22 protein-coding genes, 2 tRNA genes, 2 pseudogenes and 1 riboswitch are annotated in these 21,569 nt (G+C 69.8%); of the genes and pseudogenes, 16 read left to right on the forward strand and 10 right to left on the reverse strand.

Annotated elements, in window-relative coordinates; all coding sequences use genetic code 11:
• The first annotated feature begins 88 nt into the window (after positions 1–88).
• On the forward strand, positions 89–1,051 hold the full coding sequence (locus tag QUE79_RS10525; protein ID WP_286346608.1) for an NAD-dependent epimerase/dehydratase family protein: 963 nt from the start codon (positions 89–91) through the stop codon (positions 1,049–1,051).
• Positions 1,052–1,090: 39 nt separating this feature from the next.
• Positions 1,091–1,687, forward strand: a complete 597-nt coding sequence (locus QUE79_RS10530; protein WP_286346609.1) for a DJ-1/PfpI family protein — start codon at positions 1,091–1,093, stop codon at positions 1,685–1,687.
• Positions 1,688–1,717: 30 nt separating this feature from the next.
• On the opposite strand, the gene QUE79_RS10535 is transcribed toward QUE79_RS10530, so the two are convergent.
• Together QUE79_RS10535 and QUE79_RS10540 are read right to left on the reverse strand one after the other, a co-directional pair.
• Positions 1,718–2,971 (reverse strand): BPSS1187 family protein, encoded by a 1,254-nt coding sequence (locus QUE79_RS10535; protein WP_286346610.1) that lies wholly within the window; start codon positions 2,969–2,971, stop codon positions 1,718–1,720.
• A 61-nt stretch (positions 2,972–3,032) separates the two neighbouring features.
• Positions 3,033–4,118: a uroporphyrinogen decarboxylase/cobalamine-independent methonine synthase family protein gene (locus QUE79_RS10540; protein WP_286346611.1), complete on the reverse strand. Its 1,086-nt coding sequence runs from the start codon at positions 4,116–4,118 to the stop codon at positions 3,033–3,035.
• A 98-nt stretch (positions 4,119–4,216) separates the two neighbouring features.
• Positions 4,217–4,325, forward strand: a riboswitch (TPP riboswitch).
• Here QUE79_RS10540 and QUE79_RS10545 point away from each other — a divergent pair.
• The 4 genes and pseudogenes from QUE79_RS10545 to QUE79_RS10560 all read left to right on the forward strand — a co-directional run bounded on the left by QUE79_RS10545 (position 4,319) and on the right by QUE79_RS10560 (position 7,884).
• Positions 4,319–4,966 (forward strand): ECF transporter S component, encoded by a 648-nt coding sequence (locus QUE79_RS10545; protein WP_286346612.1) that lies wholly within the window; start codon positions 4,319–4,321, stop codon positions 4,964–4,966. (Overlaps the previous riboswitch by 7 nt.)
• A 102-nt stretch (positions 4,967–5,068) precedes the next feature.
• Positions 5,069–6,540: pseudogene (locus tag QUE79_RS10550) on the forward strand (ABC transporter ATP-binding protein).
• Positions 6,537–7,331: an energy-coupling factor transporter transmembrane component T family protein gene (locus QUE79_RS10555; RefSeq protein WP_286346613.1), complete on the forward strand. Its 795-nt coding sequence runs from the start codon at positions 6,537–6,539 to the stop codon at positions 7,329–7,331. The pseudogene QUE79_RS10550 and the gene QUE79_RS10555 overlap by 4 nt, the downstream one beginning before the upstream one ends.
• Positions 7,324–7,884 (forward strand): nucleoside/nucleotide kinase family protein, encoded by a 561-nt coding sequence (locus QUE79_RS10560; protein ID WP_286346614.1) that lies wholly within the window; start codon positions 7,324–7,326, stop codon positions 7,882–7,884. The genes QUE79_RS10555 and QUE79_RS10560 overlap by 8 nt, the downstream gene beginning before the upstream one ends.
• Here the strand turns inward: QUE79_RS10560 and QUE79_RS10565 are convergent.
• From QUE79_RS10565 to orn, 3 genes are all read right to left on the reverse strand, one after another.
• A complete protein-coding gene (locus tag QUE79_RS10565; RefSeq protein ID WP_286346615.1) occupies positions 7,839–8,189 on the reverse strand; it encodes a metallopeptidase family protein in 351 nt (116 codons plus the stop codon). The two genes, QUE79_RS10560 and QUE79_RS10565, sit on opposite strands and share 46 nt — an antisense overlap.
• Positions 8,190–8,369: 180 nt before the next feature.
• Positions 8,370–8,442 (reverse strand) — tRNA-His (locus tag QUE79_RS10570).
• 61 nt (positions 8,443–8,503) lie between these two features.
• Positions 8,504–9,124 carry an oligoribonuclease gene (orn, locus tag QUE79_RS10575; protein ID WP_286346616.1) on the reverse strand — a complete coding sequence of 207 codons (621 nt, stop codon included), beginning with the start codon at positions 9,122–9,124 and terminating at the stop codon, positions 8,504–8,506.
• Positions 9,125–9,233: 109 nt separating this feature from the next.
• Between orn and QUE79_RS10580 the strand changes: the two genes are divergently transcribed.
• The 5 genes from QUE79_RS10580 to QUE79_RS26310 all read left to right on the forward strand — a co-directional run bounded on the left by QUE79_RS10580 (position 9,234) and on the right by QUE79_RS26310 (position 13,312).
• The gene (locus QUE79_RS10580; protein ID WP_286346617.1) at positions 9,234–9,515 is read left to right on the forward strand and encodes an oligoribonuclease; all 282 of its coding nucleotides are present in this window, start codon (positions 9,234–9,236) and stop codon (positions 9,513–9,515) included.
• Between the two features lie 73 nt (positions 9,516–9,588).
• Positions 9,589–9,855, forward strand: coding sequence for a thioredoxin domain-containing protein (locus QUE79_RS10585; RefSeq protein WP_286346618.1), 267 nt, complete (start codon positions 9,589–9,591; stop codon positions 9,853–9,855).
• A 104-nt stretch (positions 9,856–9,959) separates the two neighbouring features.
• The gene (locus QUE79_RS10590; protein ID WP_286346619.1) at positions 9,960–11,201 is read left to right on the forward strand and encodes a bifunctional glycosyltransferase family 2/GtrA family protein; all 1,242 of its coding nucleotides are present in this window, start codon (positions 9,960–9,962) and stop codon (positions 11,199–11,201) included.
• Between the two features lie 16 nt (positions 11,202–11,217).
• Entirely contained in the window at positions 11,218–12,102 is an 885-nt protein-coding gene (locus QUE79_RS10595; RefSeq protein ID WP_286346620.1) for an ArnT family glycosyltransferase, read from the forward strand.
• A gap of 142 nt (positions 12,103–12,244) precedes the next feature.
• On the forward strand, positions 12,245–13,312 hold the full coding sequence (locus QUE79_RS26310) for a mannosyltransferase YkcB-related protein (RefSeq protein WP_491018489.1): 1,068 nt from the start codon (positions 12,245–12,247) through the stop codon (positions 13,310–13,312).
• Positions 13,313–13,412: 100 nt separating this feature from the next.
• Here the strand turns inward: QUE79_RS26310 and QUE79_RS10600 are convergent, their stop codons facing one another.
• Positions 13,413–14,504 (reverse strand): acyltransferase family protein, encoded by a 1,092-nt coding sequence (locus tag QUE79_RS10600; protein WP_286346621.1) that lies wholly within the window; start codon positions 14,502–14,504, stop codon positions 13,413–13,415.
• 72 nt (positions 14,505–14,576) lie between these two features.
• On the opposite strand from QUE79_RS10600, the gene QUE79_RS10605 reads away from it, so the two are divergent.
• A tRNA-Arg gene (locus QUE79_RS10605) sits at positions 14,577–14,649 on the forward strand.
• Between the two features lie 459 nt (positions 14,650–15,108).
• On the opposite strand, the gene QUE79_RS10610 is transcribed toward QUE79_RS10605, so the two are convergent.
• The 3 genes from QUE79_RS10610 to QUE79_RS10620 all read right to left on the reverse strand — a co-directional run bounded on the left by QUE79_RS10610 (position 15,109) and on the right by QUE79_RS10620 (position 17,090).
• Complete coding sequence (locus QUE79_RS10610) at positions 15,109–16,158, reverse strand: hypothetical protein (RefSeq protein ID WP_286346622.1); 1,050 nt, start codon at positions 16,156–16,158, stop codon at positions 15,109–15,111.
• A gap of 54 nt (positions 16,159–16,212) precedes the next feature.
• Positions 16,213–16,575: a hypothetical protein gene (locus QUE79_RS10615; protein WP_286346623.1), complete on the reverse strand. Its 363-nt coding sequence runs from the start codon at positions 16,573–16,575 to the stop codon at positions 16,213–16,215.
• A 68-nt stretch (positions 16,576–16,643) separates the two neighbouring features.
• Positions 16,644–17,090, reverse strand: coding sequence for an Lrp/AsnC family transcriptional regulator (locus QUE79_RS10620; RefSeq protein ID WP_286346624.1), 447 nt, complete (start codon positions 17,088–17,090; stop codon positions 16,644–16,646).
• A gap of 107 nt (positions 17,091–17,197) precedes the next feature.
• Here QUE79_RS10620 and QUE79_RS10625 point away from each other — a divergent pair, with 107 nt between their 5' ends.
• A complete protein-coding gene (locus QUE79_RS10625) occupies positions 17,198–18,886 on the forward strand; it encodes an alpha-keto acid decarboxylase family protein (protein ID WP_286346625.1) in 1,689 nt (562 codons plus the stop codon).
• 119 nt (positions 18,887–19,005) lie between these two features.
• Here QUE79_RS10625 and QUE79_RS10630 read toward each other — a convergent pair.
• Positions 19,006–20,024 (reverse strand): annotated as a pseudogene (locus tag QUE79_RS10630) (aldo/keto reductase).
• 54 nt (positions 20,025–20,078) lie between these two features.
• On the opposite strand from QUE79_RS10630, the gene msrA reads away from it, so the two are divergent.
• The 3 genes from msrA (at position 20,079) to QUE79_RS10645 (ending at position 21,561) form a co-directional block, all read left to right on the forward strand.
• Positions 20,079–20,606 (forward strand): peptide-methionine (S)-S-oxide reductase MsrA, encoded by a 528-nt coding sequence (gene msrA / locus QUE79_RS10635; protein WP_286346626.1) that lies wholly within the window; start codon positions 20,079–20,081, stop codon positions 20,604–20,606.
• Positions 20,607–20,640: 34 nt separating this feature from the next.
• A complete protein-coding gene (locus tag QUE79_RS10640; protein WP_286346627.1) occupies positions 20,641–20,853 on the forward strand; it encodes a methyltransferase in 213 nt (70 codons plus the stop codon).
• Between the two features lie 102 nt (positions 20,854–20,955).
• Positions 20,956–21,561 (forward strand): single-stranded DNA-binding protein, encoded by a 606-nt coding sequence (locus QUE79_RS10645; protein WP_286346628.1) that lies wholly within the window; start codon positions 20,956–20,958, stop codon positions 21,559–21,561.
• Positions 21,562–21,569: the final 8 nt, after the last annotated feature.

The raw sequence follows: 21,569 nt of genomic DNA on the forward strand, positions 1-21,569 counted from the left end.
TCCGTCAAGACTCCGCCCAGCCTAGGGGCGAACGCCTGGGGGTGTCCGGCGTAGCGTGGGTGCCGTTCGCCCATCGAAGGAGAAGCCCGTGAAGATCGTCGTCATCGGAGCCACCGGACACGTGGGCGGATACCTCGTCCCGCGCCTGGTGAGAGCAGGCCACGAGGTCGTCGCCGTGACGCGTGGGGCGAGCGAGCCGTATCACTCGGATCCCGCCTGGAACCGCGTCGAAAGGGTCTTCCTCGACCGCGAGGCCGGAGACGCCGCCGGCACTTTCGCCGGGGCCGTCGCCGGGCTCGGAGCCGACGTCGTCGTCGACATGGTCTGCTTCACCCCCGAGTCCGCGAGCCAGCTGGTCGAGGCCCTGCGGGGTCGCGTCGAGTTGCTCGTGCACTGCGGCACGATCTGGGTGCACGGGCCGAGCGCCGAGGTCCCGATCACGGAGGACGTGGCTCGGACCCCCTTCGGGGAGTACGGGACCGGCAAAGCCGCGATCGAAGAGCTGCTGCTCCGCGAGGCGAGGCGCCCGGGCGGCCTGCGCTCCGTGATCCTGCACCCGGGTCACATCACCGGCCCGGGCTGGCCCATGATCAATCCGCAGGGCAACCTCGACCTGTCGGTGTGGGAGGCACTGGCCACCGGAGGCGAGGTGCTGCTACCGAACTCCGGGCTCGAGACGGTCCACCACGTGCACGCCGACGACGTCGCTCAGGCGTTCGAGCGGGCCATCGCCCGGCAGGCGGAAGCCGCGGGGAACAGCTTCCACGTGGTGTCGGAGCGGGCTATCACGCTGCGCGGTTTCGCGACGGCCATCGCGCGGCACTACTGCCAGGAGCCGAACCTGCGCTTCGTCCCGTTCGACGAGCTGCGCACGCTCATCCCCGCCGACAGCGCGGAGGCCTCGTTCCAGCACGCGTCGCGCAGTCACTCGGTCTCGATCGAGAGGGCGCGCCGGGTGCTCGGCTACGCCCCGCGGTTCACGACGCTCGAGGCGGTTCTCGACGGTCTGGCCTGGCTTCGCGCCGAAGGGCGTGTCGATCTGCCCGCCTGACCTTCCCACGGGCGCGGCCGACCCCCTAACGTTTCGACCATGACCACATCCAAGACCATCGGCATCCTCCTGTTCGACGGCGTCGAAGAGCTCGACGCCGTCGGCCCGTGGGAGGTGTTGGCCTGGTGGACCCTCCACCACCCCGAGGACGGGTACGAGGTCGTGACCCTGGCCGAGACCGACGCGCGCGTCACCTGCGCGAAGGGACTCCGGATCCTGCCGGATCTCGCCCTGGCCGACGCACCCCAGCTCGACGTCGTCGTCTACCCGGGTGGGCAGGGCACCCGCGCGCATCTGAACGACCCGACTCGTCTCGAGTGGGTGCGCCGCCAGCGCGACACCGCGAGCATCATGGCCAGCGTGTGCACCGGGGCGCTCGTCTACGCCGCCGCCGGGCTCCTCGCCGGGCGCCCGGCCACGACGCACTGGAGCGCCTTCGACGAACTGGCGGCGCAGGATCCGACCGTCGTCATCGAACGAGACGTCCGGTTCGTCGACGACGGCGACGTCATCACGTCCGCCGGCGTCTCGGCCGGGATCGACATGGCCCTCCACCTCGTCGACCGTCTCGCCGGGCGCGAGCGCGCCGTCGAGGTGCGGCGCGGCATCCAGTACGACCCGGAACCGCCGGTCTGAGCCGACCCGCGCTGGTCGCGGCGACCGGGCTCAGCCCTTGCCGGCCGCCTCGAGCGGAGTCGAGGGGCTCTTGTAGACCGCCTTCAGCATCCACTTCCACACCGGGCGGAAGAGCGGTTTTCCGTCTTTCGTCATCGGCGTCCGGTCGGTGATGGTTCGCAGGTGCGAAAGGCCCGGGCGACCCAGGTCGACGGTGGTGACCAGGGTGTGCTGGTTCGTGGACGTCGGAACGGGGACCCTGGCCATCAGGGCGTGCCGACCCATGCCCAACTCTCGCCAGGACGTGACGATGCGCGGGTAGTAGACGTCGTGGAGGTCGTCGAATCCGTACATCACGCTCGTCGGGGTCTGGCCCTTCTTGCGCAGCCAGGACGCCCGGGTGTCGTCGTCGGTGATGATCGGCGAGGCGAACGTCAGCTGCCCGAGGACGCGCGTGCGGTGCGCGATGTAGGCGGCCTCGCCGCCGCCCTGAGAGTGCCCCGCGACGACGATGTCGCGCCAGTTGATCGTCTCGTTCGACGTGTACTGGTTCCAGCCGCCGTCGGGGTCGTGCACGACGAGGTAGTCGAGGGCCGCGTGGAGACGGGCCAGCACCGAGTTGGCCTCGTCGACCTTGCTGAACCTCGAGGGGCGGGTGCCGTTGAAGCGGTTGCGCTGCACCTGCGTGTAGCAACGGGCGTCGACGCCGCAGGTCTTCGCGACGGACTTGCCCTGGTTCCAGAAGTCGAGGCCCAGAACGTGATAACCCGACTCGGCCGCGACCGTGAGGAACTTGCGGTAGTCGTTCGGCACGTGCCCGGTGGCGGGCAGGAACACCAGCAGCGGCCCTTTCTCGACCGTCCGCGCCGCCCAGTCGCGGGCGTCGGGCTTCACCACCGTGCCGTTGATGAGGCCGAGCCGGAAGTTGAACGGGTTCGCCGTGAGGTCGCGGGTCGCAGGATCACCGCCACCGGCTGCCACGCTGCCCTCCGAGCCGGTCGCGGCGTCCCCGGACGAGGTCGATCCCGACGTGCCCGCTCCCGAAGGCGTGGTGCCGGGCGGTGCTGACGGAGGCGCGGTCGCACTGCCCCTCGGAGTCGGGCTGCCGTGCCGGTGCCGCGCTCCCGGGCCCACGTCGTAGCCGGGACCGCGTGCCGGTTGGACCTCCAGCCCGCTCAGGGGACGGCTCGACGAGATCGCCGCCTCCCGCGTGGTGGAACCGGTCTCGACGGACACGAGGACGAGCACGCCGACGCACAGGGCGACGAGCGCGACGAGACCGTGCGGCCACCTCCGGAACTTCATGCGTCGTGCTTAGCACAGCGAAATCAACGATCCGCTCATCCGGCCCACACGGGGCCAGGCGTCACCAGGACTGCGAGACGGCCCCGTGCAGGTCGAGGAGGGGGCCGGTCCGCTCGGCGGGGCCGCGACCGAAGCCGCACTCGGTTGCGACGCCGAAGTGCGGCAGAGCCGTCGACGCCGCGCGGATGCGGCGCTCGGCGCCCTCGACGCCGTCCTCCGGGTGGATGAGGCCGAGGAAGATCTCGGTCGTCGCGGGGATCCTGCTCGCGATCCGGGCGAGCGGCGCGAAGTAGGCGTCGTCGTCGCGCTCGATCGGGACCGGCAGGTGCACGAAGTCGATGGCGCGCGGTGACCCCGTCACGATCCCGTCGAGCACGGCTGCGAGGTTGCCGGTGTCCTTCGGCTGCACGAAGTGCGCCTCCTCGACGTCGCCGTAGCAGAGGTGGAAGCCCACCTGGACATCGGTCGGGACCGCCGCGGCCTGCTGCACGGCGCGGTCGACGATGCCGCCGAGCACGTCGTCGAACCAGGCCCGCGCGCCGAACACGTTGTCGGGTTCGAGGAGCGCGAACTCCAGGGCCGTGTCCCACTGGATGGCGAGGTCGGCGTGCGGGATCGCCTCCAGGATGCGATCGAGCTCGGCGAACAGCGCCCGCGCGTACGACGGCTCCACGGTGGCGACGTCGGACGGCTGGATGAACGAGCCGACCACGGCGACGGGGGTCGGCAGCGACACCTGGAACCGGACGCCGTGGCCGATGACGCCCTCCTCGACCAGCCTGGCGAAGGTGGCGTACGACTCGATGGCGGCGTCGGCGTACCCGAGATCGGGATAGACCAGCTCCTCTGCGGCGACCGTCCCGTCGAGAGCGAAGGGGCGGACGTCGAAGGTGTCGCGGATCTTGAAGCCGGGGTCGCCCACGCGGACCAGACCCGGGGTCTCGTCGAAGCGGAAGCTCTGGAACTGGATCCAGTAGTAGCGCTCGCCGACCTCACCGTCGGGGATGCGCGACAGGTGGTCGCCGAGGTGCTTCGCGGCGATGCGGAAGACGGCCTCGGCGTCGGGTTGGTTGACGCTGCCCACCAGGTGCGCGCCCTGAACGACGGAGTCGGCGGCGGAAACGGGGGTCGTTGGTTCTTTACTCACCCGGAGAGCCTGACACGCGTGACCCCGGTGAGCCAGTGGCGCGTCACGCGACGTCACTCGGGTCGCGCCCGCCCCGCCGGGTCCGGGCTACAATCAACGCACAACACACGGGAGTCCGGTGAGCCGGGCTGAGAGGAAGCGAACCACGCTTCGACCGTCGAACCTGATCTGGGTCATGCCAGCGCAGGGAGGAGATCATCTTGTCCACGTCCGTCGACCACTCCGGAACCTCCACGTCGCCGCGATCGCGAACCAGCGACCGACCCGCTCCGCGGCGCTGGCGCGTCGTCGACATCGTCGTCGCCTCCGTGCTCGGTGTCGCGTCCGGAGTCATCTTCTGGCTCTGGGACGGCGCCTGGACGCCCCTGAGCGGCCTGCTCAGCTTCACGCCCGGCTTCGAGGGTCTCCTGACCGGAGGGTGGCTGTTCGCCGGCGTGCTCGGCGGACTCGTGATCCGGAAGCCCGGCGCCGCGCTCTACACCGAGATCCTCGCCGCGGTCGTCGAGATGCTCGCGGGCAACCAGTTCGGCTTCTCGTCGCTGCCCTGGGGCATCCTCGAGGGGCTCGGGGCAGAGATCGTCTTCGCGATCTTCCTCTACCGCCGGTTCAACCTCGGCGTGGCCCTCCTCGCCGGTGCCGTCGCGGGGCTGGCGGCCGGTCTCCTCGACACCAGCTTCTCCGGTCAGGCGGGCTACGCCGTCGAGTTCAAGCTCGTCTACATCGTGAGCGCCATCGTCTCGGGTGCGGTGATCGGCGGGCTGCTCTCCTGGCTGGCCGTCCGCGGCCTGGCCGGCACGGGCGCCCTGTCCCGGTTTGCGTCGGGGCGCGCCACCCAGAATCGAGTCTGACGTGGCCGCCCTGCAGCAGCGGGGGCTCGTGTCACGGCGCGGGGCTGGTCGTGGCGGCACGCCGGCCGTCTCCATCCGGCCGTCTCCGACCTCGACCTCGACATCGCCCCGGGCGAGCGCGTCCTGTTGCTCGGGGCCTCCGGCGCCGGCAAGTCGACCCTCCTGGCCGGCCTGGCCGGCGTGCTCGGCGGTGACGAAGAGGGCGACGACACCGGCGAACTCCTGGTCGACGGCGGGCACCCCGCCGACCAGCGAGGGCGCGTCGGCCTGGTGCTCCAAGACCCCGACTCCCAGGTGGTCCTCGCGCGCGTCGGGGACGACGTGGCATTCGGCCCGGAGAACCTCGGCGTGCCACGAGACGAGATCTGGGATCGCGTCGGATCGTCGCTCGAAGCGGTCGGCCTCCAGCTGCCCCTCGACGCCTCGACGTCCGAACTGAGCGGCGGGCAGAAGCAGCGGCTCGCACTCGCGGGAGCCCTCGCCATGCGGCCCGGCCTGCTGCTCCTCGACGAGCCGACAGCCAATCTCGATCCGGCGGGAGTCCAGGAGGTGCGCGACTCGGTGGCGCGTGTCGTCGACGAGACCGGCGCCACCCTCGTCGTCGTCGAGCATCGGGTGTCGGTCTGGCTTCCGCTCGTCGACCGGGTCATCGTCCTCGCCGCCTCGGGGGCGTCCTCGCCGACGGGAGTCCCGATCGCGTGCTCGCCCAGCAGGCCGACACGCTGTCGGAGGCAGGCGTCTGGGTTCCGGGGCGAGCACCCGTCCTGCCGGCCCGGGCCGGACGCACGGCTCGCGACGGAGCCCTTCTCGACGCGGTCGAGCTCGGCGTGGGTCGCCGTCGGGGCGTGCCGGTCGCTGACGGCATCGGCGCGCGGATCGTCGCGGGCCGGGCCCTCGCCGTCACCGGCCCGAACGGCGCGGGCAAGTCGACCCTGGCGCTGACGCTGGCCGGCCTCCTTCCCGAGGTCTCGGGCGAGCTCACGGCATCGAGGGTCCTGGCGGACGGCGCGGCGTCATCGCCGATCCGCTGGCGCTCGCGCGAACTGCTGACCAGGATCGGGACGGTCTTCCAAGATCCGGAGCATCAGTTCCTGGCGGGCACCGTCCGCGACGAACTCGCCGTCGGCCCGCGAGCACTTCGGCTCGGCAGCCGCGAGACCGCGGACCGCGTCGACGAGCTCCTGGAGAGGCTGCGCCTCGACCACCTCGCCGGAGCCAACCCGTTCACTCTCTCCGGCGGTGAGAAACGGCGTCTCTCCGTGGCGACAGTGCTCGTCGCCCGACCGAGCATCCTGGTGCTCGACGAACCCACGTTCGGGCAGGACGCCCGCACCTGGCGCGAGCTCGTGGCGCTCGCCGCTGAGCTGCTCGACGACGGCAGCGCCGTCGTCGCGGTGACGCACGACGCCGACTTCGTCGACGTGCTCGCGGACGACGTCCTCGAGCTGGGAACAGCACGGGCACACGTGGCCGCCCGGCGCCTCTCGGCTTCGCGGGCGGCGCGGAATCCCGCGACCCGGCTGCAGCAGACAGCGGCCTCGGCCGTCTCGGGCACGGCGGGAGCCAGATCGTGACGCTGCTCGTTCCGGTCGCCACGACTCGCGCGGTGGGCCGCGTCAACCCCGTCGCGAAACTGCTGGCGGCCGTGATCCTGAGCCTGAGTCTCCTGCTCTCGATCGACTGGGTGTCCGCCGGCGTCGCGCTCGTGCTCGAGGCCGTTCTGCTCGGCTGGGCCGGCCTGCCGTGGCGGGCCTTCTGGCGCAGGACACTGCCCCTCTGGATCGCCGCGCCGGTGTCGGTGATCGCGACGTCCCTCTATGGTCAGGACGCCGGTGCCGTGATCGGGCGAGCCGGGTTCATCACCGTCACGGAGGGGTCGGTGGCGCTGGCCTTCGCCATCGGGCTGCGCATCCTGGCGGTGGGAATCCCCGGCATCGTCCTGTTCGCCACCACCGACCCGACCGACCTCGCCGACGGCCTCGGCCAGGTCCTGCGCCTGCCGGCCCGATTCGTACTCGGCGGTCTCGCCGGGATCCGGCTCGTCGGCCTGTTCGTCGACGACTGGCGCCAGCTGGGCCTGGCGCGCCGCGCGCGTGGCGTCGCGGACGTGGGCGGCCCGATCGGCGCGCTGAAGCGCACAGCGGGAATGGCATTCGCCCTGCTCGTGCTCTCGGTGCGCCGAGGCAGCAAACTCGCCACGGCGATGGAGGCCAAGGGCTTCGGCGCCGACACCCCGCGGACGTGGGCTCGCCCGTCGACTTTCGGTCGGCCCGAGTATTTCCTCGTCGCACTCGGCACAGCGATCGCGGCCGTGTCGATCGCGACGGCGATCGCCGCCGGAACCTGGTCGTTCGTCCTTGCCTGATCAGCTCGTCGAACTCGCCCTCCGCGCTCGCGCGTCCGCCGAGCGACCGGTCGTCATCATCGACGGTCGCTCCGGCTCGGGCAAGACGACGCTCGCGGCTGCCCTCGCTCCGCTGATCGACGGGGCCCAGGTGGTCGGGCTCGACGACGTCTACCCGGGCTGGAGCGGGCTGGCGGCGGCATCGCAGATCGTGGTGGAGACCATCCTGCGGCCCGTCGACCCGGGCTACCATCGCTGGGACTGGGAGCTCTCGCGACCGTCGGCGTGGCGGCGTCTCGACCCTCATCGGCCTCTCGTCATCGAGGGCGCAGGATCGCTGACGCCCGCTTCGGCGGCGCAGGCCACGCTCCGGGTCTGGGTGGAACTCGACGAGGCGACGCGTCGCGCCCGCGTCGCCGGCCGCTCCGACGCCGTGGCCTACGCGCCCTGGTGGTCGATGTGGGCCCGGCAGGAAGCGGCCCACCTCGCAGCCGCCGATCCGCGATCGCTGGCCGACGTGGTGCTCGATCAGGCCCAGCCGAGCTCGTGGAGTTTCTCGTCGTCGAAGCCGTAGTAGTGACCGATCTCGTGGACGAGCGTCACGTGGATCTCGTCCCTGAGATCGTCCACGGTGTCGCAGGCTTCGAGGTGCGGCTCCCGGTAGAGGATGATCCGATCGGGGAGCTCGCCGAAGCCGTACTGACCGCGCTCCGTGAGGTTGACGCCGTCGTAGAGACCGAGGAGGTCGAGGGAGCCGTCCTCGGGGCGGTCCTCGGTGACGAACGCCACGTTCTCGAGGCCGTCGACCATCTCGTCCGGCAGGAGGTCGAGCTCGTCGATCACGAGCCGCTCGAACTCGTCTGCATCGACTCCGTCCATGCCCCACCCTCCCACAGCCTCGCCGGAGGCGCCCTGAGTCGCGCGCGACGATCCGTCCTGTCGACTCGCCGCCCCGGCATTTTCGCGTCAGAGGCGCACGCGCTTCGGACACAAAACAGGCACGACGAGCAAAAAGGCCTCGCCCCCGAAGGGGCGAGGCACAGTTCTTGCATTTGCGAGGGTGAGTAACGGGGCTTGAACCCGCGGCCTCCTAGACCACAACCAGGCGCTCTACCAGCTGAGCTATACCCACCATGCGACCCCGTGTGATTCTGCCCGGAAGCAGTTTCGAACGAAGCAACTCAAGAAGTGTATTACAGTCTGGGCGCCCACTTGTCCACGACGCTCTTCGAGATCTCCTGGACGTCTTCGGTGCTGGGCCCGGGCTCGGTCACGAAGCCGGCGTAGCGGTAGTACTCGAGCTCGCGGATGGACTCGAGGATGTCTGCGAGGGCGCGGTGACCGCCGTTCTTGGTCGGGGCGTTGTAGTACACGCGGGGGAACCATCGGCGGGCGAGCTCTTTGATGCTCGAGACGTCGACGCTGCGGTAGTGCAGGTGGCCGTCGACGCGCGGCATGTACTTCGCGAGGAAGGTGCGGTCGGTGCCGATGGTGTTGCCGGCGATCGGGGCCTGACCACCTTCCGGGACGTACTCGATGATGTAGTTGAGCACCTCGAATTCGGCTTCGGCGAGGCTCTTGCCGTGCGGGATCTCGGTGATGAGCCCGGAGTGCGTGTGCATCTGCGTGACGAACTCGCCCATGTTGTCGAGGGCGGCCTGGTCGGGCTTGATGACGATGTCGAAGCCGGGATGGACCGGAACGAGGTCGAAGTCGGTGATGACGACGGCCACTTCGACCAGTTCGTCGATGCCGAGATCGAGCCCGGTCATCTCGCAGTCGATCCAGACCAGTCTGTCAGCGCTTGATGCCATGCGGCGAGTCTAGCGATCGGAGGCGACAGCACCCCGCTTACTCGGTGCCGCGGGCCTCGCGGGGGACACCGCAGGGCATCGCCCATCGGCGACTGGTAGACATGGGCGCATGACTGACGAAAAACCCACCGTGGCCGAGGGCGCCGAGTACGTCGTGTTCTTCGAGGGCGGCCCGAGCGACGGCCGTACCGACAAGCGCGTGTCGACCGACGGCTCCTACGACGACGAGATCACCGACTTCGTTCTGATCGACGGAACCGAGACCGGCTTCGTCTACACGGCGACGAAGGCCCACCTCGTGAACGACCAGCTCCAGGTGCACTACTCGCTCGACGCGAAAGACAGCGACCCGGTCGAGGCGCCCGAAGACCGCCGCGAGAGCACCAACTAGCTTTTCCTCGGCGCAGGATGCCACGCGACCGCCTTCCGGGGAATGGCCGCGTGGCATCCTGCGTTTCCCCTCCATGAAGCTCGAGCTGTACACGTCGGCGTTCTGCGGAGCGTGCCACGCGGCCCGCCTCGCCGTCGAGGAGGCGACCCGCCTGGTTCCGCAGCTCGTGGCGACCGATCTCGACGTCGCCCGTCACGAGGCCGAAGCCGAGGCGCGCGACATCGTGTCGACCCCGACGATCGTCCTGACCGACGACGCGGGCCTCGAGCTGTTCCGGGCGGCGGGCGCGCCGAACGTTCCGCAGTTGCTCACCGCCGTGGCCGCACACCTCTCCGCGTAATCCGCGGCGCTCTCACGAGGCCCTCGCGTCCGGCCCGCCGAAGACATAGCCGGCTCATCGGAGTCGCCTCGAGCCCTCATTGATCGACGGCTCATCCTCGTTGCATGCCCGACCCGACCGACATCCTCGACCTCGACCTCGTCGTGCCCGTCTACAACGAGCAGGCGACTCTCGTGGCCAGCATCACGGCCCTGCACGACTTCCTCACCCGGTCGATGCGCGAGACCTGGCGCATCACCATCGCGGACAACGCCTCGACGGACGCCACCGCGGCACTCGCCGATCAGCTCTCCGCCGAGCTCGACGGCGTGCTGGCCGTGCACCTCGAGGAGAAGGGCCGCGGTCGCGCGCTGAAACAGGTCTGGTCGGCGTCGCCGGCTCGCGTGCTCGCGTACGTCGACGAGGACCTCTCCACGGATCTCTCAGCCCTGGGTCCCCTCGTCGCCCCGCTGTTCTCGGGGCACTCCGATCTCGCGATCGGAACCCGCCTCGACCGCTCGTCGCGGGTCACCCGCGGCGGCAAGCGCGAGTTCATCTCGCGCACGTACAACCTTCTGCTCCGTCGCACGATGGGGGTGTCGTTCAGCGACGCCCAGTGCGGCTTCAAGGCCCTTGGCCGTGACGTCGCCGACCGTCTGCTGCCTCTCGTCGAGGACACCGGCTGGTTCTTCGACACCGAGCTGTTGATCCTGGCCGAGCGGTCGGGTCTCCGTATCCACGAGGTGCCCGTCGACTGGGTCGACGACCCGCAGTCATCGGTCGACATCGTGGCCACGGCCCGCGCCGACCTGCGGGGAATGGTGCGAGTCGCCTCGGGGATCACCAGGGGCAGGATCCCGGTCGCCGCGATCTACGAGGAGATCGGGCGTCGGCCGTACGCGCCCGCGCCGAGCCCCACGTTCTTCGGCCAGGTCGTCCGCTTCGGTGGTGTCGGGGTTCTCTCGACGGCCGCCTTCGCACTCGTCTACCTGCTCTTCCAGCAGGTCGCACCCGCGCAGGTCGCGAACTTCCTCGCGCTCCTCCTCACGACGATCGCCAACACGGCCGCCAATCGCCGGTTCACCTTCGGGGTGCGCGGTTCCCGCGGCGCCGCGAAGCATCAGGCGAAGGGGCTGATCGTCTTCGGAATCGCCTGGCTGATCACGTCGGGGTCGCTCGTCGTGCTGCACGGGGTGTCGCCCGGAGCGGGAGCACACGTCGAACTGGTCGTCCTGACCGTCGCGAACCTCGTCGCGACGGTGGTGCGTTTCGTCCTCCTGCGCATCTGGGTGTTCCGGCGGCAGGCGCGCTCGGAATCGGTCACTCCCGGCGCCGGCGAGTCACACCCCCGACCACGGAGATCCTGACGAAAGCGAACTCGCGATGACCACTGCAACGATTCCCCGGTCCGCCTCGGACGCTGCCGACCCGGGCTCGCCCCTCCGCCGCGCCGTGCGCTGGCTGGTCCTCGGCCCGGCGAGAGCTCCCCGGTGGGAACGTCCCGCGCTGTGGGGCCTCCTGGTCCTCTCCGGGGTCCTCTACATCGCGAATCTGTCGATCTCCGGATACGCCAACTCGTTCTACTCGGCGGCGGTCCAGGCGGGTTCGACCAACTGGGAGGCGTTCTTCTTCGGGTCGTCCGACGCGGCGAACTCGATCACAGTCGACAAGCCGCCGGCATCGCTCTGGATCATGGAGCTGTCGGTGCGGCTCTTCGGCCTCTCGTCGTGGAGCATCCTGCTGCCGGAGGCGCTCATGGGCGTCGCCACGGTGTTCCTCGTCCACCGGATCGTCCGGCGTCACTTCTCGGCCGGAGCGGCTCTCCTCGCCGGCGGCGCGCTGGCCCTCACTCCCGTCGCCGTCATGATGTTCCGCTTCAACAACCCCGACGCCCTGCTGCTCCTCCTCATGACTCTGGCGGTCGCCTTCACGCTGCGGGGCATCGAGAGCGGCAGGATCCGCTGGGTGATCTGGGCCGGTGTGGCCGTCGGATTCGGATTCCTCACCAAGCAACTGCAGGCCTTCGTGATCCTGCCAGAACTCGCGGTCGTGTACTTCTTCTGCGCTCCTCCGCTGGCGCGCGCGCCTGGGCCACCTCCTCGCGGCGGTCGGCGGGGTCGTCGTGGGCGCCGGATGGTGGGTCGCGATCGTTTCGCTCTGGCCGGCGTCGTCGCGTCCCTACATCGGCGGCTCCCAGAACAACTCGTTCCTCGAACTCACCTTCGGGTACAACGGCTTCGGTCGGCTCACCGGCAACGAGACCGGTAGCGTCACGGGCGGGACGGGGACGGCGGGGGCAGGATCCTGGGGTTCGACCGGTCTGACACGCCTGTTCGGTTCCGAGATGGGCGGCCAGATCGCCTGGTTGCTGCCGGCCGCGCTCATCGTGATGATCGGCGCGTTCGTCCTGATGGGTCGGCGTCACCGCGTCGACCTCCGCCGCGCGACGCTGCTGCTCTTCTCGACCTGGCTCGTCGTCACGGGGCTCGTCTTCAGCTTCGCCGGTGGCATCTTCCACCCGTACTACACGGTCGCGCTCGCGGCCCCGCTGGCCGGAACGCTCGCGATCGGCGCTTCCGTGCTCTGGGAGGCCCGTGAGCGTCGGTGGCCGCGGATCGTTCTCGCCGCGGCCGTGCTCTTGACCGGGATCTGGGCGTGGGTGCTTCTGGACCGCGCCACCGACTGGCTGCCGTGGCTGAAGGTCGTCGTGGTGATCGTCGCCCTTGTCGCGGCCGGCCTGGTGCTCGCGCTGCCGCTGATCCCGTGGAGGTCACGCGCTCTGGCGGCGACGACCGTCGCCGTGCTCGTCGTCGCCGGGCTGCTCGCGCCGGCCGCGTACTCGATCGAAACGGCGGCGACAGCACACACCGGGTCGATCCCGTCGGCCGGACCCGCCGTCAGCAGCGGGACGAGCGGATTCGGTGGGGGCCGGGGCGGTGGGTTCGGCGGCGGGACTCGTCCGGGAGGGGCCGGGGCCGCGCAGGGCAGCGGCGGTGCTGGCGCCGGCTTCGGCGGCCAGGGCGGGTTCGGCGGGACGCGTCCCGGTGGCGCGGGGGCCGGGACGGGCGCGGGAACGGGCGCGCGCGGTGGTTTCGGTGGTGGCGGTAGTGGCCTTTTCGGCCGCACGTCCACGGTCAGCTCCGCGCTGAAGAAGCTCCTCCTGACCGACTCGAGCAAGTACACCTGGGTCGCAGCCGCTGTCGGCTCCGACACCGCGGCCACCTACCAGCTGGCCACGCTCGAGCCGGTCATGCCGGTGGGCGGGTTCAACGGGAGCGATCCCTCGCCCACCCTCGCGCAGTTCACGGCGGAGGCGAAGGCCGGCGAGATCCACTACTTCATCGGCGGGACCGTCGGAACGTCGAACGGCGGAAGCGACACCTCGTCGAAGATCGCCGCGTGGGTGACGGCGAACTACTCGTCACAGACCGTCGGCGGTGTCACCGTCTACGACCTGACGAGTCCGCTCACCAGCTAGGTTCGGCCGGCTCGGGGGCGGCCCGGTCCGCGGCGGCGAGAGCGCGGGTGTCGCGGCGGCGAACGCCCGGGCGACGCCGGGCGGCGGATGAAGCGTCAGGCTAGCGCGCCGCCTCGACCAGAGACGGCGTGCGGTTGCGCCGACCCAGGAGGCCACGGCCCCACCGCATCGCAGGGCGCTCGACGAGGAGCCAGCTCGCCCACGCACACGGAACCGTGATCACCAGAACGACGGCCAGGTAGACGGGCAGGGGCACGGGCGTCGCGATCAGAGCCGTGGCGACGAGTTGTTGCACAGGAAACCCGTAGATGTAGAGACCGTAGGAGACATCGTTACGCGAGCCGATTCGAGCCAGCGGCAAGCGCACCGCGAGGTACATCAGGAGGTAGGCGACGGGGATGCCCGCGACGATCTGGAAGATGCCGAGGAACATCGATGCGGCAAGGCAGGCCGCGGCGGCCAGGGCCAAGCCGGCGTGGAGCGGAACACGCTTCTGATAGACGTGGAGCACCGCGCCGGCGAAGAAGAACGTCAGGAGACGGACACCGCGGATGGCGAAGTGCCCATCACTCGCGAGATCGAAGACGACATGCGTGGTGGTCGCGGCCGTGCCGAGGAGACCGAGAACGATGAGCGTGCGCCCGAGGAAGCGTCGCGGCACGATCGACACGAGAACGCCGATCACGAGATAGCAGAGGGCCTCGTACGCGATGGTCCAGAGAGCTCCGTTCCAGCGCCCGGGGAGAGGAACGTCGGTCAGGGTGCCGGCGATGGAAGGCTGGGTGATGACGAGCCCGACGTTGTGGATCACGTAGCCGAATCCGCTGGCCCAGTCGTACGGTATGCCCGTCATTGCCGACGAAACGGGCGCGATCGCCACTGCGGTGACGAGCAGCACGGCGACGAAGCCGGGGACGATCCGAAGAAGGCGTTTCACGGCGAAGTCGGTCACCGTGGCAGAGTTCTGCCTGCTCGCCGAGATCAAATAGCCCGAAATCGCGAAGAACCCGGCTACAGCCCAAGCGCCCAGATTCTGGTCGCCGAGCTGGGGATCGTCGCCGTAGCCACCGATCGGCCAGCTGTGCGAGACGATGACGATGAGGGCCAGCATCAGCCGTATCGCGTTCAGGCTGTTGTGACGGCTGGAGAAGCTCGCGTCGAGGCGGGAGGACTCACGAGGACCAGCGGGCATAATACGAGTATGACATAACAGTATATCGAATGGAAGAGTGGATTGAAGCCGTCCCTGTATCCTGTTCGTGTCGCCCTCGTAGCTCAGCGGATAGAGCAGGAGCCTTCTAATCTCTTGGTCGCAGGTTCGATTCCTGCCGAGGGCACCCCTCCCAGATGTCCGGTCGTGCTCGTGACCCGCGAGCGCGCACCGCGCCAGTAGCTGTCGCAGCTGTGTTCCGTGTGAAACCGCACGCCACGGAGGGTGCCACGCGACGGTCCCGTGACCGCGCTGGCTGGCACGACACGCGTGCCCGGGATGACCACGACTGACTGCGCCTGACATCGACTGTGCCCGACACCGACTGCTCGTGACGCTGGCTGCGCGTGCACCGACTGCGCGTGCACCGACTGCGCGTGACGCTGGCTGCGCCCGACATCGACTGCGCGTGACGCTGGCTGCGCCCGACATCGACTGCGCCTGACATCGACCGCGCCCGACATCGACCGCGCCTGACATCGACCGCGCCTGACACGGGCTGCCCGCCACCGACACGGCCGTCGCTGGGGCTGTCACCGGCCCGCGTGAAGAGCGGCCAGCGCCCGCGTCTCCTCAGCGACCCCGTCTACTGCGAATCCGCCGCGTCGGGGCTCGTGCGGCGGCGCACCTGTTGAGCACTGACCGGAGCGCTGTAGGCGGGCTCGCGGTCGTCGTCGTCGCGAGCCTCGGAGTCGGGGGCGTCGGACGGGCTCGACGGCGCAATCGACGGTGACGGCTGGACGACCGGAGGCGTCACCATGCCGGTCTGCGCTCGTGCGGTGGGAGCCGCGGCGGCGGCTTCCGGGGCCGCGGTACCCGAGGCAGGCGACTCGGTGGTGCCGGCGTCGCTCGGCGCAGCGGCAGCGGCAGCGGCAGCGGCAGGCGCCGGCTCAGCGAGCCCGCCGGACAAGGTAGGCGTCGCCTCGCCGCTCGGAGCGCTCCCGCTGGCAGTCGCCGTCGGCACCGCCGCGGTCGTCGGAGTGGCAGTGGTCGTCTCGCTGACAACCGGGATGGCTGCTGACGCGGCGGCCGGAGCAGCCGTCGCCGAGCCGTCCTCGGCGACGAAAGCCGTCGGCGCGGGGCCACTCGGCCGAGAGATCGGCGCAGCACCGGCGGCGTCGGCGCTCTCGACCGCTGCGTCTCCCTCGACCTTCCAGCGGTCGAGGTCGTAACGGAACAGCTTTCTCGCGCGCGCCGGCTTGGCCTGCCATTCGACGAGGCGGTCGCGGACGTCGGAGAAGGTCTGCTCGGCCTGGAACCGGAACGTCGCGGAGTTCGCCTTGATCGTGCTGATCTCGTGCTCCGCCCATGATGCGGCCATGCCGGCGCCGGCGACGGGAAGGAGGCGCAGCCGGACGCTGGCCTCGTCGGCCAGGTGGGTCGCGTGTGCGCGTTCGTCGGCGTACAGCTCGCTCCAGTCCACGGCGCGCCGGGCGGACCCGATCAGTGACGTGACGGCCGAGGCCTTGGCCTCGCGCTCGCAGAGCTCGAGGACGCGAAGGATCATTCCGCGGGCGATGAGAGCGGCGAGGACACCGGCCAGGAGGACGGCGACGAACGGCAGGATCGCGTCGGTGACTATACGCGACCCTTCGCTCGACGAGAGCCAATCAACGAATGCGTTCCACCATTTCATGCGGCGCAGACTACCGGCGTGTACCCCGCTCGGGGGAACGACAGGCCGACGAACTCAGGCGAAGCGGAAGCAGTCGGTGGCATCGGACCTGCTCCAGAACTCGCCGATCTCGATGAATCGCCGCTGCCGGGGAAGGAAGCGTTTCGCGCGGAACCGCTCGCCCTGCGGGTCGTCGAAGCGCTCGACGTAGCCGAGCACTTCGCCGGAGGGAAGCGTCACCCGCGCGAGGTCGTCGTGGAGTTGTACGAGGCGGAGACCGCCGCGCACTTCGTCGACGGGCTGGGCCGTCGCGTAGGAGCCGGGAACGGTGGGGCTGAAGCGCACCGCCGTGGAGGTCGCCGCCGTGCGGGTGGCAGGCTCGGAGGGCGCGGCTCCCGAGGGCGCGTCTCCCGAAGTCGCAGTCGCGGACGTCGTCATGGTGGTCTCCTTTGCATCGCCGGCCGAACGGGTGGGAACGGTTCGAACATACGTGCGACCACCGACATTCAGAGGAGTTGGGCCACCCGGTACTCGAGCGGCTCCTCGAGGACGACCGAGGTCGAGGTGCGCTGGATGCCCGGGATCGCCAGGATCGCCAGGCCCACCTCGCGGAGGTGCTCGGTGTCGCGGGCGACCACGTGACAGAGCAGATCGTCGGACCCGGTCACGGCCAGGCACTCGACCACCTGCGGGATCGCGGCGAGGCCCGACATGGTTCGCAGCCGCTCCGACTGCAGGATCGTCGCGGTGACGACGGCGCGGAGCGGAAGCCCCAGCGCGGCGGGCCTGACCCGGGTCGAGTTCGCCCGGACATCGGGCGACTGCCCGAAGCGCTCGAGGCGGTGGTGAACGGTGCCGCGTGCCAACCCGACGAGGTCGGCGAGGGACGCGATCGCTGCACGCGGATTGACGTCGAGCGCGGTCAGCAGCCGGCGGTCTGTGGGATCGAGCACGTCGTTTCGTCCGTTTCTCGTGCATCCTGCACGTACGAAATGAGCATATCGACCAACGTGTCACGGCCGAATTGATCGAATCGGAATTGTCTGCTCTGCTTCAGAGCATGAATGAGATCGCGGACGTCGTCACCGTCGGGCAGTACCTCGCACACCGTCTGGTCGAGCTGGGTGGTCCGCACGTCTTCGGGCTTCCCGGCGACTTCAACCTCACCCTCCTCGATGAGATGCTCACGGTGCCCGGGATCGACTGGGTCGGCAACACCAACGAGCTGAACGCGGCCTACGCGACCGACGCCTACGCACGGACCTCGCGAGGCGTCGCCGGCCTCGTCACCACCTACGGCGTCGGCGAGTTGTCTGCCATCAACGGCATCGCCGGGAGCTTCGCGGAGGACGTCCCCGTGGTCCAGATCACCGGAATGCCGACGACCGCGGCCCGCAACTCGGGGGCGCTTTCGCACCACACGCTGGTGGACGGCGACTACGACCACTTCTTCCGCGCGTACAAGGAGGTCACGGTGGCGGGCGCGATCCTGCGCGCCGCCGACGCCTCGCGCGAGATCGACCGGGTGCTGCGGGCGGCGCTCGACGAGTCGAAGCCGGTCTATCTCGGGATCCCGATGGACGTCGCGGCGGCGCCGGTGTCGTCGGCCCCGCTGAAGCGGCCTCTACGCGCGACACCGAGCGACGCCGTGGCGCTCGACGACCTGCGCACCGCCCTGCGCGACGTCTTGTTCGGACTCGACACCGTGACGATCCTGGCCGGCCCGCGGATCCACCGTCGGCGAGCAGAGAGCCTGCTGGAGCGGATCGCGGGCCACGCGGGTGTCCGCGTCGCGACCCAGGCGAGCGCGAAGTCGATGCTGCCGGAGACCCACCCAGCGAGCATCGGCGTCTACATGGGGCAGATGACGCCGTCGCCTGCGACCCGGGCCGCCGTCGACGACGCGCCACTGGTGATCCTGGCCGGAACGGTCCTCAGCGACGTGCTGACCGGGTTCTACAGCCAGGGATTCGACCTGGAGAACGGCGTCGAGCTCGGGATCTCCAGCGCTCGAGTGGGTGCGGTCACCTTCCACGACGTCCGGCTGGAGGACAGCCTCACGGTTCTCGACGAGGTCGTCGCCGACCTCGCGCTGTCCTCCGCTGCTCCCGTCGAAGCCCGCTGGCCGTACCGGACACCGCTCGAAGCGACTGCCGCCGACGCGCCCCTCAGCCAGAACGAGCTCTGGACCATCGTTCAGGAGTGGCTGCCGACGAACGCCATCGCGATCGCCGACGCCGGCACGGCGATGTACGGAGCGCTCGAGCTGCAGATGCCCGTCGGCACCGACCTGCTCGCCTCACCGATCTGGTCGTCGATCGGCTACACGCTGCCCGCGACGCTGGGCACCTCGCTCGCGTCGGAGCGTCGCAGCATCCTGTTCATCGGAGACGGCGCCGCGCAGCTGACGGCGCAGGAGCTCAGCACGATCCTGCACCGGGGCCTGACACCGATCATCGTGCTCATCAACAACGACGGCTACACGATCGAACGGGTGATCCAGAGCCCGCGGGCCGTCTATCAAGACATCACGCGCTGGAACTGGGCCGCCCTGCCCGCAGCGCTCGCGCCGGACGTGCCGGTGCTGACAGCGCAGGTGCGCACGGCGGGTGATCTGCGCGACGCGCTCGGTCGAGCCGCGGCCGCCAGCGACCGCGCGGTGATCGTCGAAGCGCACCTGCACCCCGACGACGCCCCGCCGCTGCTCGCAAAGCTCGGCGCGATCGCCGGAGGCAAGCCGGCCGAGTGACGCGGTCGACCGGCTGGGTGATGCCGGTCGGCTCAGCAGGAAAACCCGTGATTCCGACCCGAAAAGGGGCAGGATCACGGGTTTCTCCTGACACAGCGACGTCGAGGGCCGCGTGACGGTCAGCGGGCCGTGCCGTCGACGGCGTGCGGTTCGATGGCTGCGAGCTCGTCGTCGCCGAGCGCGGCACCGTTCAGGGCATCGAGGTTGTCGTCGAGCTGCGCGACGCTGGAGGCGCCGATGAGAGCCGAGGTGACGGCCTCCTGCCGGAGCACCCACAGGAGGGACAGCTGGGCGAGCGACTGGCCACGCGCCGAGGCGATCTCGTTCAGGGCGTGCGCCCGAGACAGGTAGGTGTCGGAGAGGACGTCTTCGGTGAACCAGCGACCCTCGGCAGCGCGTGATCCTGCCGGAGCGGTGCCGTCGAGGTAGCGCCCGGTGAGGAGTCCGCCCGCGAGCGGTGAGAACACGATCGATCCGACGCCGTTCGCGAGCAACGTCTCGAAGAGGCCCTGCTCGGGCTTGCGGTCGAACATGTTGTAGCGCGGCTGGTGGATGAGCAGCGGTACGCCTTCGGCCGCCAGCGCCTCGATCGCGGCTTCGGTCTGCTCGGGGAGTAGTTGGAGATGCCCGCGTAGAGCGCCTTGCCCTGGCGCACGGCGGTGGCGAGTGCACCCATGGTCTCTTCGATCGGTGTCTCCGGATCGGGCCGGTGCGAGTAGAAGATGTCGACGTAGTCGAGGCCCATCCGCGACAGGGATGCGTCGAGCGACGACAGCAGGTACTTGCGCGACCCGCCGTCACCGTAGGGGCCCGGCCACATGTCGTAGCCCGCCTTCGAGGAGATCAGGATCTCGTTGCGGTACGGCTTCAGGTTCGCCGCGAACACGCGCCCGAACTGCTCTTCGGCGGAACCGTAGGGCGGGCCGTAGTTGTTGGCCAGGTCGAAGTGCGTGACACCGCGATCGAACGCGCGCAGGATGATGTCGCGCTGGGTCTCGAGGGGGCGGTCGGACCCGAAGTTGTTCCAGAGACCGAGAGAGATGCGGGGGAGTCGAAGTCCGCTGCGGCCGATCCTGTCGTAGGGGATCTTTTCGTACCGTGCGGCGTCGGCGACGTAGGGCGTGAAGGGCGAGGTCATGCATTCAGCGTAGCGTGAGCGTTCACGCGGAGGGGCCCGGCGTACAGTGATCGCATGACGACTTTCACGATCGCGGGCGGCTGTTTCTGGTGTCTCGACGCGGTGTATCGCACGCTTCAGGGTGTGTCCGAGGTCGTCTCCGGTTACACGGGCGGAACCGTGTCGAATCCGAGCTACGAAGCCGTCTGCACCGGCACGACCGGGCACGCTGAAGCCGTCCAGGTGACCTTCGACCCCGCGATCATTCCGGCCGAGGTCGTCCTCGACGTGTTCTTCACTCTTCACGACCCGCGCCAGCTCAACCGCCAGGGCGCAGACGTCGGCACGCAGTACCGCTCGGCGATGTTCTTCGCCGACGACGAACAGCGAGTCGCGTTCGAAGCGGCGCGTGATCGAGCCGCCGACTACTGGGACGGCACCATCGTCACCACGATCGAGCCGCTCGGAGCCTGGTTCGATGCCGAGGAGTACCACCAGGACTTCTTCGCGAAGAACCCCGGCCAGGGCTACTGCCTCGCCGTCGCCCTTCCGAAGGTCAACAAGATCCGGAAGTCGTACGCGAAGTACGTGCTCGCCTCCTGATCCACCGTTCCATCCACAAGTAAGGAGCTCGATGATGAGCAACCAGACAACTGTCAACAAGATCTGGGTCGCCAGCGGCCCCGCCGGCGTCGTCGGCGCCATTCACCGCACCGGTGAGGGATTCGCCATCCGCGTCGGCCACGAGGCCGACTACCACGGCGATTTCCCGACGCTCGACGTCGCGAAGAGCGCTTTGCACGCCGCCCTCGGGCCGGGCGCCGACCGTCCCGAGTTCACCGAGCACTAGAGAGACGCGGCTGTTCTCCCCAGGGAGGCCGGTGTCCGGATCCATCCACAGAGGGCAGGATCCCGGGCTCCGGCCTTTCGCTTTCGGCGGCACACTCGCCGCATGACAGACAACATCACCCTCGTCGGCGTCGTCGCCACGCCCCCGAAGAGCATGCAGACCGCCTCCGGCCTCTCGATCGTGAGCTTCCGTCTCGCGTCTTCGCAGCGCCGCTACGACCGCACCCGCAACGCCTGGGTCGACGCCGATACGAACTGGTATTCCGTGACCGCATTCCGGCAGCTGGCCGACAACGCGAGCGCCTCCCTCGCGAAGGGCGACCGAGTGATCGTTGCCGGGCGGCTCCGAGTGAGGTCGTGGGAGAACGGCGAGAAATCCGGCACGGCGGTCGAGGTCGACGCCGACGCGCTCGGTCCCGACCTGCTCTTCGGCACGACGAGCTTCACTCGTGTCGCCGGTCGCACCCCAGAACCCGACGCCGCAGGGGCGCAGGATCCCCAGGGGCCGGCCGACACCGGGTCGTCGCCTTCGCCCACCGCAGAGACGTCAGCGGCAGGCGCCCTCCCCGCGGAGCCGGCGCCCGCGGCAGATCCGGGCACCGTCCCATCCGTGGCCGCAGCCGCACCCGCGGCAGTCGGCAAGCCGGTGGCGGCGCCCGCCTCGGTCGCGCCGCAGTGGCATCCCGCCTCCGACGAAGCGCCGTTCTGAGCCGCCTG

Origin of the sequence: Frondihabitans sucicola, assembly GCF_030296615.1 — a bacterium.
Lineage (GTDB): Bacteria > Actinomycetota > Actinomycetes > Actinomycetales > Microbacteriaceae > Frondihabitans > Frondihabitans sucicola.

Bases quoted from the DNA above. Each gene is read 5' to 3' on its own strand.
- msrA (WP_286346626.1), top strand. From the start codon at position 20,079: ATGACGACTTTCACGATCGCGGGCGGCTGTTTCTGGTGTCTCGACGCG.
- QUE79_RS10645 (WP_286346628.1), top strand. From the start codon at position 20,956: ATGACAGACAACATCACCCTCGTCGGCGTCGTCGCCACGCCCCCGAAG.
- QUE79_RS10615 (WP_286346623.1), bottom strand. From the start codon at position 16,575: ATGACGACGTCCGCGACTGCGACTTCGGGAGACGCGCCCTCGGGAGCC.
- QUE79_RS10535 (WP_286346610.1), bottom strand. From the start codon at position 2,971: ATGAAGTTCCGGAGGTGGCCGCACGGTCTCGTCGCGCTCGTCGCCCTG.
- QUE79_RS10600 (WP_286346621.1), bottom strand. From the start codon at position 14,504: ATGCCCGCTGGTCCTCGTGAGTCCTCCCGCCTCGACGCGAGCTTCTCC.
- QUE79_RS10585 (WP_286346618.1), top strand. From the start codon at position 9,589: ATGAAGCTCGAGCTGTACACGTCGGCGTTCTGCGGAGCGTGCCACGCG.
- QUE79_RS10580 (WP_286346617.1), top strand. From the start codon at position 9,234: ATGACTGACGAAAAACCCACCGTGGCCGAGGGCGCCGAGTACGTCGTG.
- QUE79_RS10565 (WP_286346615.1), bottom strand. From the start codon at position 8,189: ATGGACGGAGTCGATGCAGACGAGTTCGAGCGGCTCGTGATCGACGAG.
- QUE79_RS10530 (WP_286346609.1), top strand. From the start codon at position 1,091: ATGACCACATCCAAGACCATCGGCATCCTCCTGTTCGACGGCGTCGAA.
- QUE79_RS10640 (WP_286346627.1), top strand. From the start codon at position 20,641: ATGAGCAACCAGACAACTGTCAACAAGATCTGGGTCGCCAGCGGCCCC.
- QUE79_RS10595 (WP_286346620.1), top strand. From the start codon at position 11,218: ATGACCACTGCAACGATTCCCCGGTCCGCCTCGGACGCTGCCGACCCG.
- orn (WP_286346616.1), bottom strand. From the start codon at position 9,124: ATGGCATCAAGCGCTGACAGACTGGTCTGGATCGACTGCGAGATGACC.
- QUE79_RS10610 (WP_286346622.1), bottom strand. From the start codon at position 16,158: ATGAAATGGTGGAACGCATTCGTTGATTGGCTCTCGTCGAGCGAAGGG.
- QUE79_RS10590 (WP_286346619.1), top strand. From the start codon at position 9,960: ATGCCCGACCCGACCGACATCCTCGACCTCGACCTCGTCGTGCCCGTC.
- QUE79_RS26310 (WP_491018489.1), top strand. From the start codon at position 12,245: ATGGGTCGGCGTCACCGCGTCGACCTCCGCCGCGCGACGCTGCTGCTC.
- QUE79_RS10625 (WP_286346625.1), top strand. From the start codon at position 17,198: ATGAATGAGATCGCGGACGTCGTCACCGTCGGGCAGTACCTCGCACAC.